Annotated in this window: 16 protein-coding genes and 1 tRNA gene; 8 read left to right on the top strand and 9 right to left on the bottom strand. The window is 42.6% G+C overall.

Annotated features, from left to right (window positions below):
- Positions 1-16: 16 nt before the first annotated feature.
- The 3 genes from ACPZ3T_RS06355 (at position 17) to ACPZ3T_RS06345 (ending at position 1,581) form a co-directional block, all read left to right on the top strand.
- Positions 17-202 carry a hypothetical protein gene (locus ACPZ3T_RS06355; protein WP_490274459.1) on the top strand — a complete coding sequence of 62 codons (186 nt, stop codon included), beginning with the start codon at positions 17-19 and terminating at the stop codon, positions 200-202.
- Entirely contained in the window at positions 186-1,073 is an 888-nt protein-coding gene (locus tag ACPZ3T_RS06350) for an ABC transporter permease (protein WP_490277137.1), read from the top strand. The genes ACPZ3T_RS06355 and ACPZ3T_RS06350 overlap by 17 nt, the downstream gene beginning before the upstream one ends.
- A gap of 121 nt (positions 1,074-1,194) precedes the next feature.
- Positions 1,195-1,581, top strand: a complete 387-nt coding sequence (locus tag ACPZ3T_RS06345; RefSeq protein ID WP_490274457.1) for a hypothetical protein — start codon at positions 1,195-1,197, stop codon at positions 1,579-1,581.
- A 313-nt stretch (positions 1,582-1,894) separates the two neighbouring features.
- Here the strand turns inward: ACPZ3T_RS06345 and ACPZ3T_RS06340 are convergent, their stop codons facing one another.
- Positions 1,895-2,335, bottom strand: a complete 441-nt coding sequence (locus tag ACPZ3T_RS06340) for a peroxiredoxin (RefSeq protein ID WP_490274455.1) — start codon at positions 2,333-2,335, stop codon at positions 1,895-1,897.
- 325 nt (positions 2,336-2,660) lie between these two features.
- Here ACPZ3T_RS06340 and ACPZ3T_RS06335 point away from each other — a divergent pair, with 325 nt between their 5' ends.
- The 3 genes from ACPZ3T_RS06335 to ACPZ3T_RS06325 all read left to right on the top strand — a co-directional run bounded on the left by ACPZ3T_RS06335 (position 2,661) and on the right by ACPZ3T_RS06325 (position 5,372).
- Positions 2,661-3,065, top strand: coding sequence for an Npun_F0494 family protein (locus tag ACPZ3T_RS06335; protein ID WP_490277136.1), 405 nt, complete (start codon positions 2,661-2,663; stop codon positions 3,063-3,065).
- A 502-nt stretch (positions 3,066-3,567) separates the two neighbouring features.
- Positions 3,568-5,043: a cobyric acid synthase CobQ gene (cobQ, locus tag ACPZ3T_RS06330; protein ID WP_490274453.1), complete on the top strand. Its 1,476-nt coding sequence runs from the start codon at positions 3,568-3,570 to the stop codon at positions 5,041-5,043.
- An 89-nt stretch (positions 5,044-5,132) separates the two neighbouring features.
- Positions 5,133-5,372 carry a 2Fe-2S iron-sulfur cluster-binding protein gene (locus ACPZ3T_RS06325; RefSeq protein WP_490274451.1) on the top strand — a complete coding sequence of 80 codons (240 nt, stop codon included), beginning with the start codon at positions 5,133-5,135 and terminating at the stop codon, positions 5,370-5,372.
- A gap of 46 nt (positions 5,373-5,418) precedes the next feature.
- Here ACPZ3T_RS06325 and ACPZ3T_RS06320 read toward each other — a convergent pair whose 3' ends face one another.
- Positions 5,419-6,651: an RNA-guided endonuclease InsQ/TnpB family protein gene (locus ACPZ3T_RS06320; RefSeq protein ID WP_490277135.1), complete on the bottom strand. Its 1,233-nt coding sequence runs from the start codon at positions 6,649-6,651 to the stop codon at positions 5,419-5,421.
- 120 nt (positions 6,652-6,771) lie between these two features.
- Between ACPZ3T_RS06320 and ACPZ3T_RS06315 the strand changes: the two genes are divergently transcribed.
- Positions 6,772-7,461 (top strand): Uma2 family endonuclease, encoded by a 690-nt coding sequence (locus ACPZ3T_RS06315; RefSeq protein WP_490274449.1) that lies wholly within the window; start codon positions 6,772-6,774, stop codon positions 7,459-7,461.
- A 57-nt stretch (positions 7,462-7,518) separates the two neighbouring features.
- On the opposite strand, the gene ftsH2 is transcribed toward ACPZ3T_RS06315, so the two are convergent.
- On the bottom strand, positions 7,519-9,405 hold the full coding sequence (gene ftsH2, locus ACPZ3T_RS06310; RefSeq protein WP_490274447.1) for an ATP-dependent zinc metalloprotease FtsH2: 1,887 nt from the start codon (positions 9,403-9,405) through the stop codon (positions 7,519-7,521).
- 155 nt (positions 9,406-9,560) lie between these two features.
- Between ftsH2 and ACPZ3T_RS06305 the strand changes: the two genes are divergently transcribed.
- Entirely contained in the window at positions 9,561-9,716 is a 156-nt protein-coding gene (locus tag ACPZ3T_RS06305) for a hypothetical protein (RefSeq protein WP_490274445.1), read from the top strand.
- A 41-nt stretch (positions 9,717-9,757) separates the two neighbouring features.
- Here ACPZ3T_RS06305 and ACPZ3T_RS06300 read toward each other — a convergent pair whose 3' ends face one another.
- From ACPZ3T_RS06300 to ACPZ3T_RS06275, 6 genes are all read right to left on the bottom strand, one after another.
- Positions 9,758-10,252 carry a hypothetical protein gene (locus ACPZ3T_RS06300; protein WP_490274443.1) on the bottom strand — a complete coding sequence of 165 codons (495 nt, stop codon included), beginning with the start codon at positions 10,250-10,252 and terminating at the stop codon, positions 9,758-9,760.
- Positions 10,253-10,294: 42 nt separating this feature from the next.
- Complete coding sequence (locus tag ACPZ3T_RS06295; RefSeq protein WP_490274441.1) at positions 10,295-10,552, bottom strand: hypothetical protein; 258 nt, start codon at positions 10,550-10,552, stop codon at positions 10,295-10,297.
- The gene (gene gltX / locus ACPZ3T_RS06290; protein WP_490274439.1) at positions 10,492-11,928 is read right to left on the bottom strand and encodes a glutamate--tRNA ligase; all 1,437 of its coding nucleotides are present in this window, start codon (positions 11,926-11,928) and stop codon (positions 10,492-10,494) included. Before gltX ends, ACPZ3T_RS06295 begins: the two co-directional genes overlap by 61 nt.
- Before the next feature lie 74 nt (positions 11,929-12,002).
- Positions 12,003-13,190, bottom strand: coding sequence for an RNA-guided endonuclease InsQ/TnpB family protein (locus tag ACPZ3T_RS06285; RefSeq protein ID WP_490274437.1), 1,188 nt, complete (start codon positions 13,188-13,190; stop codon positions 12,003-12,005).
- Positions 13,191-13,651: 461 nt separating this feature from the next.
- Positions 13,652-13,725 (bottom strand) — tRNA-Asp (locus ACPZ3T_RS06280).
- A 91-nt stretch (positions 13,726-13,816) separates the two neighbouring features.
- Entirely contained in the window at positions 13,817-15,316 is a 1,500-nt protein-coding gene (locus ACPZ3T_RS06275) for a serine/threonine protein kinase (protein WP_490274435.1), read from the bottom strand.
- Positions 15,317-15,346 lie beyond the last annotated feature (30 nt).

The following is a 15,346-nucleotide window of genomic DNA, read 5'->3' as shown; positions in this document are numbered from 1 at the left end:
CTGGGAAGATGGGGAAGTGTGGGGAGTGTGGGGAGTGTGGGGAGTGTGGGGAGAGAGGGGGGAAAGATTTCTTCCCTATCCTGCCACACCTCCCACCCCTCCCACACTTCCTGCTTGCCCCATGCCCCATGCCCCATGCCCCATGCCCCATGCCCCATGCCCAACTTCCAATTCCCAATACTGTTATGAGTGTCACCCCTAAATCTGATATCAATTGGCAAGTTGCCACATCACCACAAGCCTACACCGAAACACAACCTAACTTTTTCGGTGAATTAGTCCAAGAGACTCTGGCTTTAACTCGTCGCTTATTTATTCAATTACAACGTCGTCCTTCCACCTTATTGGCGGGTATTATTCAGCCTGTCATGTGGTTAGTCTTATTTGGGGCGTTGTTCCAAAACGCGCCGCAAGGTTTATTTGGTACTACGACAAATTACGGTCAATTTTTGGCAGCAGGTGTAATTGTTTTTACTGCATTTGCGGGAGCATTGAATGCTGGCTTACCCGTGATGTTTGACCGGGAATTTGGTTTTTTGAACCGTTTGTTAGTCGCTCCCTTAGCTTCGCGCTTTTCTATTGTGTTTGCATCGGCCATCTTTATTATTAGTCAAAGCTTACTGCAAGCGGCTGTAATTGTTGGTGCAGCAGCATTTCTGGGGGCTGGACTTCCAGATATTGTTGGATTAAGTGCGATCGCTGTTATTGTCTTGCTGCTAGCATTAGGTGTCACGGCTATTTCTCTGGGTTTAGCTTTTGCTCTACCCGGACACATTGAATTAATCGCTGTAATTTTCGTTACCAATTTACCATTGCTATTCGCTAGTACCGCCCTAGCACCTTTATCCTTCATGCCCAAGTGGTTGCAGGTTATTGCCACCCTCAACCCTTTGAGTTACGCCATCGAACCCATCCGCTACCTTTATACTCACAGCAATTGGGGATTAAGTAGCGTAGTTATGCAAGCCCCTTGGGGTGATGTTACCTTTGGTGGTGCATTGCTAATATTATTAGGGTTTGCTTTAGTAGCTTTAGTCAGTATTCAGCCCCAACTTCGCCGAACTCTTGCTTAACATAAAACTAGCCCCAATTAAAATTGTCATGGGGCATAACAAAGGCAAAAGTAAAAAGTAAAAAAATTCTGTACTTTTGCCTTTTGATTTTCACTTATTTGCGATGGTGTTAGAGGAATTTATGAAAAAATCACCTTCAGTAATTACTAAACTCTTAATAGCAACTGTAGCCAGCGTTGGCTTCTCTTCCTTACTCACAGCCCAACCTAGCCTGGCTCAACTCGGCACAGTAGATGCAGGTGGCAATAATGCCGAACAACAAAATAATATTGACTTTAGTAACGGCAATTTCAATATGTTTGACCTGATTCATCGGGCAACATTGGGAACTGGTTCTTGGGATGCTAACCAGCAAAATCAACAACTAGATGATGCAGCCAAGGCATTTAGAGACAGGCAAAACAAAGCCATTCAGAATAATAATCAGCAGTCAGGCCAAACACTTCCTTTACAAATTATCACTACTCCAAGTACAACCCAACCAGCAGGTACACCATCGAATCAATAACCGGACTTCCAATTAAAAAAATAATCAATGATGTCTAGGCAGGGGGCAGGGGGCAGGGAGTAGGGGAAAAAAGCCACCCACAAGGAATGGGAGCAAGGCAGCTTTCGTCAGTACTCAATTAACGCGATGTGCAACTTAATTATTAAAACCTTTCTCCAAAGCTCTCCCCTGCAAGGAGCAGCGACTGCGTTCCGTGGGTTTCCCACGTTGTAGCAAGTGGCCTTAGAGGCTTTAATTCTTGCTCCCCTTCCGTTGTAGGGAAGGAGTTGGGGGTTAGGTTTCAGAGAAAGTTGCACAGGGCGTTAATTAAGTGTTAATTCAGTCCCAAAGCTGCTAAAACATCACCCGCATGGGTAGTTGTATTGACGCTAGCATCAACGTGAATAATTTTACCTTCAGGGCTAATAACGTAGGTGACACGCTTGGCATAGCCACCACCATCAACATCATAAGCTTTGATGAGAGATTGATTGGTGTCAGCCAATAAAGGAAAATTCAGATTATATTTTTGGGTAAATGCCTGATGAGAAGCTTCATCATCAGCACTAACCCCCAGAACTACTACATCCTTGCCTTGATATTCTGGTTGAGCATCCCGGAAGCTACAAGCCTGCTTAGTGCAGCCTGGGGTGTCATCTTTGGGATAAAAATATAAAACAACAGTTTTTCCAGCAAAATCAGATAACGATACGGTGTTACCGTTGGTATCTTTGACGGTAAATGCAGGTGCATCTGTACCAACCGCTAGAGGCATAATGAACCTTTCCTGTTTCAGATTGTTGATGACTCTGAAATTTTACAATAATTTACAATGATTTCATGACTTAGTGTCAAAACTAAATAAGAAGTAGCAGGGGGCAGGGAGCAGGGAGCAGGGAGACAAGGGGGACAAGGGAGACAAGGGAGACAAGGGAGGGGGGAGTGTGGGGAGAGAGGGGAGTGTGGGGGGAAAGATTTGTTTTCCACCATCCCACACATCCCACACATCCCACACATCCCACACCTCCCACACCCTGCGCCATTCCCAATGCCCAATGCCCCATTCCCCATGCCCCATTCCCCATAACCAAGATAAAACTATGCCTGTTGTTGACTCTCAAAATTCTAAAATCCTGGCTTATCCGCCTAACAGCGTTAAAAGGGCTGAAAAATCGCTGATTTGTTCTCCCTTTGTGATCAAATTATTTGAAACTATGCGTCATCAAAGTGTTGCTTTAGGTGCGATCGCCTCCGAAAATGGAATTAAAAATGGCTATACCAAAACATCTCTATCAGAGTTAGCCTGTGACAATGCTTTGGGTTGGTTAATCCAAGTCGGTATCCTTCGGCGGGAAGTTGATGGACAGGGAATTACCGATAGTTTTCGTCTCACCCCCCTAGGACATCAACTTATGGAAAAATACCAAGGGCAAGACTTACCTACCCCATCATGGAGCGATCGCTTATATAATTCCATGATTCGTTGGTTGAGATTGCCCTTTTAGAACTCATAATCCTAAAGTTAGGATTCGGTATTTATAGGGAACAATATATACGTAAACCCATCAACCCATTTATCAATGCTTTACCAATTTCCTTCAAGTAAATTGGTGCAATTGTTAAGCTGGGTTGCATATTGACATGAACTTGAGCCAGAATATCTATCCTCAGTCTACGATGAGCATTGGGTATGGATTAAGTAGTGTATAGCTACCCCTTACCAGCCATAATCCCAAAACTCAACCAACGTACATCATTCTTAATGATGTACTCTCAACCTTACCCGTCAGGAATTAGGAATTACGTAACTTGCTTCCGCGTAGGGAATTACGAATTACGTAGCTTGCTACTCTCCGAGAACGCTCCGCGTTCGCCATTCGCGTTAGCGTCTCTGAAAGAGAAGGCGTTCTCGGAGAGTACCCGTAGGGTATTAGGAATTAGGAATTACGTAGCTTGCTTCTCGCTTTGCGAGTATTACGAATTACGAATTAATATCTAACAGTGGCTATGAAATCTATTATGGTAGTGGGGACGACTTCCCACGCAGGGAAATCACTGATAACTACAGCTATATGTCGGATTTTGTCCCGGCGTGGCTGGCGAGTAGCCCCCTTTAAAGGACAAAATATGGCTTTAAATGCCTATGTTACAGCCAATGGAGGAGAAATTGGCTATGCCCAGGCGGTGCAAGCTTGGGCGGCTGGGGTAATTCCTTGGGTAGAAATGAACCCGATTTTGCTCAAACCCCAAGGAGATATGACTTCCCAAGTCATTATGCGAGGAAGATACGTAGGTAAAGTAAATGCAGCCGACTACTATGAGCAATATTTTGAAATGGGTTGGCGGGCAATTGAAGAATCTTTACAACATTTAGGTACAGAATTTGATGTGATCGTTTGTGAGGGTGCTGGTAGTCCCGCCGAAATCAACCTGAAGCACCGTGATTTAACTAATATGCGGGTAGCAAAATACTTAAATGCTCCCACAATACTGGTAGTTGATATTGACCGAGGGGGAGCGTTTGCCCACGTTGTCGGTACATTAGAACTACTCGAACCAGATGAACGGCAATTAATTAAAGGTATAGTAATTAACAAATTCCGGGGACAGCGATCGCTTCTCGAACCGGGAATAAAATGGTTAGAAGAACGTACAAAAATTCCTGTTTTGGGTGTCATACCCTACCTGCAACATTTATTTCCCGCCGAAGACTCTCTAGATTTACTGGAGCGTAAACCAGCAAAAGCTCACACAGATATTAATATCAGTGTGATTCGCTTACCCAGAATTTCTAACTTTACAGATTTTGATCCCCTGGAATCAGAACCAAGTGTCTCAGTTCGATACATTAGTCCTAAGCACGATTTAGGCCACCCAGACGCGGTGATTCTTCCAGGGACAAAAACCACGATTGCGGATTTAATCTTACTGCAAAAAAGCGGCATGGCAGAAGCTATTCAACATTATGCTGCTTCTGGTGGCACAGTATTGGGGATTTGTGGCGGCTACCAAATACTAGGACAAATTATCGCCGATCCTGAAGGTGTAGAAGGACAAGCTGGCAGATATCAAGGCTTAAATCTCTTACCCATTAAAACTGTGATTACTGGCCAAAAAATTGCTCGTCAGCGTCAAGTTACCTCAAATTACCCCCAAATGGGATTACCTGTCACTGGGTTTGAAATTCATCAAGGGCGATCGCGTGTAGATATTTCAGGAGATAATCAAGCCTATCAACCTTTGTTTGATGATGCTAACTTAGGATTGGTAGATAATTGTCAATCGGTTTGGGGTACATATCTTCACGGATTGTTTGATAATGGCCCTTGGCGACGCGCTTGGCTCAATCGCCTCCGTCAACAGCGAGGCTTAAAATCTTTGCCGACAGGTGTTGCTAACTACCGAGAACAACGAGAACAGATGTTAGATCATTTGGCAACTGAAATTGAAACTCATTTAGATTTAACGCCCTTTTTGTCGTAAATTGATAATTTCTCAAACTACAAAAATCTTGATTCAATTTGTACCAAGATGCGGTAGCTTGCTTTTCGTAGAATATTTTGAATTTTGCAATGAATATTCGTGTCCGTTTTTTACCAGATAATGTCACCATTGAGGCTGAAGTAGGAGAACCCCTATTAGATGTAGCAGAGCGCGCTGGAGTTTTCATTCCCACTGGTTGTCTGATGGGAACTTGTCATGCTTGCACCGTAGAATTTGATGATGGAGATACTATTCGTGCTTGCATTACATCTGTACCACCCCAAGATGAAGAATTAACCATCCATTTATTTAGTGATCCAACTTGGTAGTTTTTTTCCTCAACCTAACAAACAATATAGGTTGACACTCCCCAGCCTAAAGGCGTGGGGATTCTACATTCACAGACTCGCCGTTAGACGACAGGCCGCGGCCAATCGCCCAAGAGGGTAAATCTCCTGTAGCGTAAGTTCCGGTATGCCCTACCGTACTGAGTCCTCGTCTCAAAATATTGATTGCTGCGTTGATGTCTCTGTCTTCCGCATATCCGCAATGTGGACAAACATGAGTCCTGTTAGACAGAGATTTTTGCACTTTCTCACCACAGTTAGAGCAATTTTGACTCGTATTATAGGGAGGAACAGCAACAGTTACTTTCCCATATTTCTGACCAAAATATTCTAACCACAAGCGGAAAGTTGACCAACCAGCATCACTAATTGATTTAGCTAGATGTCGATTATGTACCAACCCTTTGACATTTAAATCTTCATAGGCTACCAAATCATTAGATTGGATGACGGAGTATGCTAATCTCTTGCAATATTCTTTTCGCTGCCTACTTACTCTTAAATGCTTACGGGCATATCTATTTCTAGCTTTGTGGTAATTGTTGGATTGTCTGGCGCGAGCTTTCTTCTTTTCTTGGCTGAACTTTTTAGACTTTTTGCGATTCGCACGGTTTAACTGTTTTTCTGACTTACGGTAGAACTGGGGGGATGGTTCGACATTGCCTTTATTGTCAGCAATGAAATACTTCAATCCCAAGTCAATACCCACTAATTGATTTGTAGGTTGACTTTCTACCTTGACATCAATATCAATCGCAAATTGAGCGTAATACCCATCAGCACGACGTACCAAACGGACACGCTTAATTTGCTTGATGTCGTAGTAATTCAGGTCGTAAGTCCCTTTTAATTTCAGAGTTCCAATCCCTTTCTTATCTGAGAAAGTTATCGACTTACGATTAAGAGTTAACTTCCATCCCGTTGATTTGTATTCAACTGAACGGCAGTTTTTTTTAAATTTAGGAAACCCCTTTTTACCTTTAACTTTTTTCTTGCAGTTATCGTAAAACCGAGAAATTGCACTCCAAGAACGTTCAGCCGCCGATTGTCTTGCCATTGAGTTGAGTTCGTCAGCAAAAGGAAATTCTGCCGCTAATACAGCACAATATTTATTCAATGCGTACTTATCTACTTTTGAATCCTTTTTATCCATCCAATAGCGCAAGCACTTATTTTGAATGAATTGGCTGGTACGAATTGCTTCATCTATTGCCTGGTATTGCTTTTCTTTACCCTTAACCTTAAACTCGTAGACAATCATGGGTATCGACCAATTAACCACGTACTTATGCTAACACAAAAAGCATAAATCCGTCCTAGAAGGACGGGGTTTTCAAACCAAATTTTCGATAAGTTTAGGCTCAACCAAGATGCGATCGTCATGGTAAAAACACCTCCACAAAACTGGACAATTCCTCCTTTAGAAAACGGCGACAAACTCACCCGGTATGAATTTGAGCGTCGTTATAACGCCATGCCTAATTTGCAAAAAGCTGAATTGATCGAAGGAATTGTCTACATTATGCCTGCTGCCTTGCGTTTTAAAAGTCATAGTCAACCGCATGGTTGGATTATTGGTTGGTTATTTACATATGAAGCCGCTACAGCTGGTGTAGCTTTGGGAGTTGAACCAACTGTACGCCTAGACTTAGATAACGAACCTCAACCAGATGCGATTCTGCTCATCACCCCAGAAGCAGGTGGTGAAGCCAAATTGACTGAAGATGATTATATCGAAGGTGCGCCAGAGTTAGTTGTGGAAATTGCTGCTAGTAGTGTTGCCATTGACCTTCATGGTAAAAAACAAGCGTACCGTCGCAATGGCGTGAAAGAATATATAGTCTGGCAAGTGCTAGATCAAAAACTCAGTTGGTTTTATTTAGAACAGGGTGAGTATGTAGAATTACTGCCTGAAGAAAACGTTCTCCGCAGTCGAGTTTTTCCAGGTTTGTGGTTAGCGGTAACAGATTTATTAAATGGAAATATGCAGCAGGTTTTGGCAGTATTACAAGCAGGTTTGCAGTCAAATGAACATAAAGCTTTTGTAGAGACTATTTCAAAAAATCAATAAAAAGGCAGGAGATATTACACCTCCTGCCTTCTCAATTTCGAGTTTCTTCAACAATAACTACAGTTGTGGAACATACTGAGATTTTTCTGGTACATCGGTGTACTCAGCAACAATTCGACGAAATTCATCACCATCGATGGTTTCTTTTTCGATGAGTAAATCGACAATGCGGTCGGTGACAGTACGATTTTCCCGGATGATCTTTTTGGCGGTTTCGTAGCAATGTTCGACAATTTCCCGCACTTGAGAATCAATCCGAGCCGCAATTGATTCAGAATAATCAGAACGAGTCATCCAGTCACGACCTAGGAAGACTTCCCCTTGTTGACTTTCCAAGGACAGAGGCCCTAAATCAGACATCCCGAAGCGTGTAACCATTTGCCGTGCCATGCCGGTTACTTGTTGCAAGTCACCGCCTGCACCTGTGGTTACTTCCGCCGCGCCAAAAATGATGTCTTCTGCTGCACGACCACCCAAAGCACCAGTAATTCTGGCTTTGAGTTGAGAGCGAGAGATTAAACCTTGTTCTTCGTTAGGGGTAAACCAAGTTAAACCTTGTGCTTGTCCGCGAGGAATCAGGGTAACTTTCTGCACTGGGTCATGGTCTTTTAATAAAGTCCCTACCAACGCGTGTCCAACTTCATGGTAAGCAATGAGGCGTTTGCTCTTGCTGTCTACTAAGGGTGTACCTTCCATCCCAGCAACTACTCTGTCTACAGCGTCATCAATTTCGCTGAGGGTGATGCCTTCTTTACGTCTTCTAGCGGTGAGAATGGCGGCTTCATTGAGGAGGTTGGCTAGGTCTGCACCGGTGAATCCTGGTGTGCGACGGGCGATCGCTTCTAAAGATACACTAGGATCAAGTTTCTTGTTCCGTGCGTGAACTTGCAGAATTTCTAAGCGGCCTTTGATGTCTGGTGCATCGACGGTAACTTGTCTGTCAAATCGACCGGGACGCAACAAAGCTGCATCTAAGACATCAGGACGGTTGGTAGCAGCAATAATAATGATGCCTGTGTTACCTTCAAAACCATCCATTTCAGTCAGTAACTGGTTGAGGGTTTGTTCTCTCTCGTCGTTACCACCACCGATACCCGCACCCCGTTGTCTACCTACTGCGTCAATTTCATCGATGAAGATGATACAGGGAGCGTTATCTTTAGCTTTTTTGAACAAGTCGCGGACACGGGAAGCACCCACACCCACAAACATTTCTACGAACTCTGAACCGGAAATACTAAAGAAAGGTACACCAGCTTCCCCAGCGATCGCTTTTGCTAGTAAAGTTTTACCTGTACCTGGAGGGCCTACTAACAACACCCCTTTGGGAATACGTGCGCCAACGGCTGTAAATCTTTCTGGCTGTTTTAAGAAGGTGACAACTTCTTGTAATTCTTCTTTCGCTTCTTCAATCCCGGCTACGTCGTCAAATTTTACCCCAGTCTTCGCTTCCATTTGAAAACGCGCTTTGGATTTACCAAAGTTCATGGCTTGACCAGGGCCACCAGGCATATTATTGGAACGACGGAACAAAAAGAACAATCCAGTAATCAATAGGATTGGGAAAATCAAATTGCCTAAAAGTCCCCAGATAGCACCATCATTGCGGACTGGATGAGCATCAAAACTAACTTGTTTTTCCTTAAGTTTGCTGATTAACTCAGGCGCGTTAATTGGTAAATCTACCCGCCAACGTTGCACACGATTTTCAATATCTTGGTCTGTGGCTTCAATAATCGCTGTTCTGCCGCCTTCATAAAGATCCACATTGGTCACACGACCAGCGTCCAAATATTCCAAAAAGCGGCCATAGGTCATGCGGGTGTTAGCAGCATTTTTGCTCATGTCAGCAGGATTAGCTGCAAACGCCCCTTGCCAAAAGAAAAAGCCAATTACCAAAGCAGGCAGTGTCCAGAGTACCAGGACTCTCCAAGAGAATTTCATTTTAATTTGCCTCTAGATGCCAATTTACAATTAGTTATTTCTAGCAACAGTGTTACTAGATAGTTGTAAAACGGACGTTTATAACTCCATTTTGTTTAATTTGATGTCCAATCAGGCATTACCACAAAGCTGTAGGTGCTGATGTGAAATCTCAGATGCCGACAAGAATCTTAATTAAAGTTAACTTAATTCTAATACAACATGGCGATCGTGGCAGCGATTGGGAATTAGAGGGTGTGGGGGGCAGGAGGCAGGGGGCAGGGGGCAGGGGGCAGGGGAGACAAGGGAGACAAGGGAGACAAGGGAGTTAAATCAATGAACAGTTACTTGATAACTGATAACTGATAACTGACTACTTGACTTCTGTAACTTGTAAAGTGTAAGGAAAATATTGATCTTTGTCGTAAGAACCGATCCAAACTTGGTAATCTCCTGGTAGCCATTCGCCCAGTATGCCGGGATTTTTGTCTTCTAAGTCATCGTTGCACCAAGTACCACCAGGACCTTTGACGATCAAAGTAGTGTCTTTATCTGCTTGTATTTGAAGTTTTAGATACTCAAATTTATTGTTTAACTTAATCGTGTGGTCTGGTGCTTCATCTACAAATCCAATACAAGGGCCAGTAGAGGTATCAACTCTACCAGCAATTTTGTTTGCTGCTACTGAGCCACCACTCATACCCCTAACTGTGAGGGGGTCTGGAGAAAATTTTTGGCTGATAGTGATATCTCCAAATATTGGGGGGGTTTCTTGGGCTGTGGTGGCGGCAGCAATTGCCGATATAACGCCTAATGTAACTATCATTAAAGATAATCGAATCAATTGATTTAGCGTTGTTTTCGACATAGTAATTTAATAATTATCTCAGTGGTTGAGAAGACATTAATTTTACAGTTTATGTTCCCAATTTGAGAGAAATTGACTAGTAAGGTTAGGGAATTGGGCATTGGGAATTGGGCATTGGGAATTGGGCATTGGGAATTGGGCATTGGGAATTGGGCATGGGGCATTGGCGTAAATATTTCTCCCTCTCCCTTGTCCCCCCCTGCTCCCTGCTCCCTGCTCCCTCCCCCCTGCCCCCCTGCCTACGCTATGGACTGATTCAAGCGTGGTTTGTCTAAACCAATTTGATTGAGGAGTAACCAAGATTGGATCAAGTCTGGGCCGTGTACGTCTCCAGTTAGGGCAGCGCGGAGCGATCGCATAACTAACCCTTTTTTGACGTTTTGGGCTTTCACCACTTGTTTAATTATGTCTTGGGCAGATGCTTCTGTTAGTTGGGGTTGGTTTTCTAAGGCTGTGATGATGGCTTGCAGAACTTCCTTAGAACCTGGTTGCTGTAATTGCTGGCTACCTTCTGCACTTAATTGTACTGTCTGGCTAAAAAACAGTTGGCTCATTTCTACAGCATCTGTTAAGCGAGTCAAGCTGGCACTGAGTAAACCAACTAACTTTTCTAACCAAGCACGATCTCGTCCATTATCAAATGGATATCCAGCCGCTTCCCAGTAGGGGATAATTAAATCGGTGAGTTTGTCTACTGGCATATTGTGCAGATATTGACTGTTTAACCAATCTAATTTCGCCCAGTCAAATTTTGCCCCGGCTTTATTGACGCGCTCAAAGCTAAATTCTTTGGCGGCTGCTTCTAAGGTAAATATTTCTTGGGTAGAGTCTGGTGGCGACCAACCCAGCAAGGTCATGTAGTTTACTAAACCTTCTGATGTAAAGCCCATTTGCTTAAAGTCAGAGATGGATGTGACTCCATCGCGCTTAGATAGTTTACGTCCCTCCATGTTTAAAATTAAGGGCGTATGGGCAAATTCAGGGGTTTTTGCTCCTAAAGCTTCATACAGTAGAATTTGCTTGGCTGTATTAGCAATATGGTCTTCTCCGCGAATCACATGAGTGATTTGCATATCAATATCGTCTACTACAACCACAAAGTTGTATAGAGGTTGACCAATACCGTCTTCAGCAGCGCGGGCGATAACCATATCACCACCTAAATCACTACCGCGCCAAACCATTTTTTCCCTAACTAAGTCATTCCAGACAATTTCCCGGTCATCGTCAATTTTAAAGCGGATGACAAAACTGCGGCCTTCGGCTTGAAATTGTGCTTCTTGTTCTGGGGTGAGGTGACGATGGCGGTTGTCGTAGCGGGGGGCTTCGCCTTTGGCTTTTTGGGCTTCTCTTAAGGCTTCCAGTTCCTCTGAGGTGGTGTAGCAACGATAAGCTAAACCTTGATCTAGGAGTTTTTGTACTGCTTGTTTGTACAAGTCTAGGCGTTGGGATTGAAAGAATGGTCCTTCATCCCAGTTGAGTCCCAACCAACGCAATCCTTCCAGAATATTTTCTGTATATTCGGGACGCGATCGCTCTAGGTCTGTGTCTTCAATTCGCAAAATAAATTTCCCGCCGTGGTGACGGGCAAACAACCAGTTAAAAACAGCTGTTCTAGCTGTACCAATATGTAGATTCCCAGTTGGGCTAGGAGCAATTCGGACTCTGACAGTCACAATAGTTCTCTCTTTCGCAAAGCAATGATTACTATATTGACACTCCCCGAAATAGAATTTCGGGGATTCTTGGTTCACCGAGCCAACTTACTTGAATCTGTCACCAGATTCAAGCATAGGTCGTTCTCTCCCCAAGCGTTAGTTCCGACGTGTCCCGCCGTACTTAATCCCGACGCTAAAATATTTAGTGCTGCGTTTTCGTCTCGATCTAAAACAGTTCCGCAGTGGGGGCATTCATGGGTTCTGGTTGACAAAGTTTTGACAACAGTTTTTCCACAGTTAGAGCAGTTTTGGCTTGTCCAATGTGGTGGGACAGCAATGGTTATTTTGCCGTATACCTTGCCAAAATATTCCAGCCAACACCGGAACTGATACCAAGAAGCATCACTAATACTTTTGGCTAGTTTGTGGTTTTTAACCATGTTCCGCACTTGCAAGTCTTCATAGACAACCACGTCGTTAGACTGGATTACGCACTTTGCTAACTTCACAGCAAAGTCTTTACGCTGTCTACTAACTTTCAAGTGTTTTCTTGCTAGTTTGTTTCTAGCCTTTTTGTAGTTATTAGATTGGGGTTTACCTTTTGTGAACTTTTTAGAAACCCGTTTTTGTAGGCGTTTTAATGCCTTCTCAGATTTCCTCAAGAATCTAGGGTTTTCTACTTTCTCTCCATTGGAATCAGTGTAGAAGTGGTTTAAACCGACATCTAAACCAATAACCTTTTTGCTTGGTTCTACCTTAATTTCTCGGTCAACAGCAATACAAAATTGAGCGTAGTAACCATCTGCACGTTTTACCAATCGGACACGCTTAATATCCTTGATTTTATAAAAATGCAGGTCATAAGTTCCAACTAACTTTAGTCTCCCAATCTCAAATCCGTCAGTCAGGGTGAGATATTTTCTATCTTCTGATAACTTCCATCCTGTAGTTTTGTACTCCACAGAATGCCCACGTTTTTTGAAATTTGGGAAACCCTTCTTGCCTGCAACTTTTTTCTTGCAGTTGCTATAGAACCGAGAAATTGCAGCCCAAGCCCTATCTGCTGATGCCTGTCTAGCCATTGAGTTGAGCTTGTTTGCCCACTCAAAGTTTGCGGCTAGTTCTTTGCAGTATGCGCTTAAATCGTACTTGCCGACTTTTGGGTTATCCATCCAGTAGCGAACGCAAGAGTTACGGATAAACAAAGCAGTCCTGATTGCTTCATCAATCAGGTTGAACTGCTGCTGTTTACCCTTTAGCTTGAACTCGTATACTAGCAATCGATAACCTATTACGCTACAAGACCAGCATAACCTATTTTGGAGAATTAAATATGGGTTGGTTTTTTTAGCAAGCCTAGCGATAACGAATTGGGTGAATATTTACCAGACGGGAAACCTTAGCAACAGAATACTTAAACAGAAAAAAGAATTGGGAATTAGCTATTAATGCTATTTCTACCGTCCTCCCACACGTCACGACCGAATTAATTCGGTGAGGCAGTGCGTTCCTGTCGCCTTGCGTCGGAAAGCAACTGCCGAACCTAAAGGATCATTCGCTTATATCCCCCACTTAAAAGACATATAAGACACAAAACTTTTTTTGGTTTTGTGTCTTATACTTGGGGGCTTTACACATCACGCGCGTAAGTGCTGAGTATTGAGTCATGAGTTGTGAGTTAGGATATTCAGTCTACACTCACAAATTAACTCACTCAGCACTTGGTCTTAATAAATTAGAACGGGACTGACGGGGCTCGAACCCGCAACTTCCGCCGTGACAGGGCGGTGCTCTAACCAATTGAACTACAGTCCCTTAATTGGCAACTTCCCTATTATGACTAACATCCAAGGATTTGTCAACCTAATTTGGAAAATTTTTTTATCAGTTCCCCAATACCCACTCCCTAAGCCATTTTTTGTAACATTTGAGACTGTAATTGCTTGTACTGTTGTTTCAGGAGATTTTTACTCAACTGGGGTTGAGTAGTTGGTGGGAGTTTTTGACTTTGTTCTACCCACATTTTTAGCTTTTGGCGTTGACTGAGTTCAATTTGACTCGTAATTACTTGGGTACATTTGTTGGGGGGTTCTAGGGTAAAGCACATGAGAGGATAGCTGTCATTATTAGCTAAAGATGATACTAGACGCAGGTTATAGGGATTTTGCATATCTAGGTAGCATGGTAGCCATTTAGCTCCAAATTCTTGGGTGTAGAGCATTGTTACCCATAAAAGCATGGGGTGAGGAGATGTGATAAAAATAAATCGGTTGTATAGTTTGGCATTTAATAGCTTTTCAATTTCTGTTTCTGGCAACATTAACAAGAGTGTCACCGACTTTCCCTGACTAGTATTAATGAGTTGGGGAAAAACGATTTCTTGTATAGGTTTATTTTTAGGCCAAGTAAATTGTCTAAAGTTTTTTTCAACAGCTAAAATAAATTTACAATTCAGGGAAACCGCAGGAGTATTTTTAGTATTTGATTTTATATCTGAATTAGCTATTTTTGAATTTTCTACACCATCTAAAACTTGTAATAATTCCTGAACACTTTGGGGGCGATCGCTAACTTTTTTAGCTAAACAAGCCATAATTAAATCATTAATTTGTTGTGGTACTTTCAGGTGGGGATTAACTGCTGCTATGCTTCGGGGTGCTTCAAAATGATGTGCTTTATACCAAGCTCCAAATAAATCTGTTTCTGGTTGCCAAGGTTTTTCACCAGTAAGCATTTCAAACATCATCACACCCAAGCTATAAATATCAGAACGTGCGTCTAATTTTTCCCCTTCTAGCTGCTCAGGTGAAGAATAAGGTAAAGTACCATGAAATCCTTTATTGGTACTAATGGTAGTCGCATAATTCAAAAATTTTGCAATCCCAAAATCGAGGATTTTGACTAACTGTCCTAATATCGGATCTGGAACAACTAATATATTAGCTGGCTTAATGTCTCGATGTACTAAAGGACAAATCTTTCCATCAATTTGAATACCTTCATGAGCGCACTGTAAACCTAGACAAATCTGACGTGTTAAATTTAAAAATCTGGGTAATGGTAAAGGCATTAAGTCTTTTAAACTTTGTCCGTTGAGATATTCCATGACATAAAATGGTTTTCCTTTGTCAGTAACACCGTAATCATAAGCTCTAACAATATGCAGGCTTTTTTGACTTAAGGCAGCACTCATCAAGGCTTCACGAGCAAAGTCTTTTTGAATTTTGGCATCAGCAACAGTTTGCGTCAAAAATTTAATTGCAACTGGTGTTCCCCCTAATAATGTATCAATTGCTAAAAAAACTTCCCCCATACCACCACTACCAATTACTCTTTGCAGTTGATAGCGATTAGCAATTAGTCTTGTCTTCTTTGTATTTGTAGATGCAAATGCACTTTGATTCACTGTATAGAACCTCTAATATGATGAATTTAT

Source organism: Aliinostoc maniaoense (assembly GCF_058172895.1).
The sequence above is the reverse complement of the archived record's forward strand: the minus strand, read 5'-3'. Positions and strand labels throughout refer to the sequence as shown.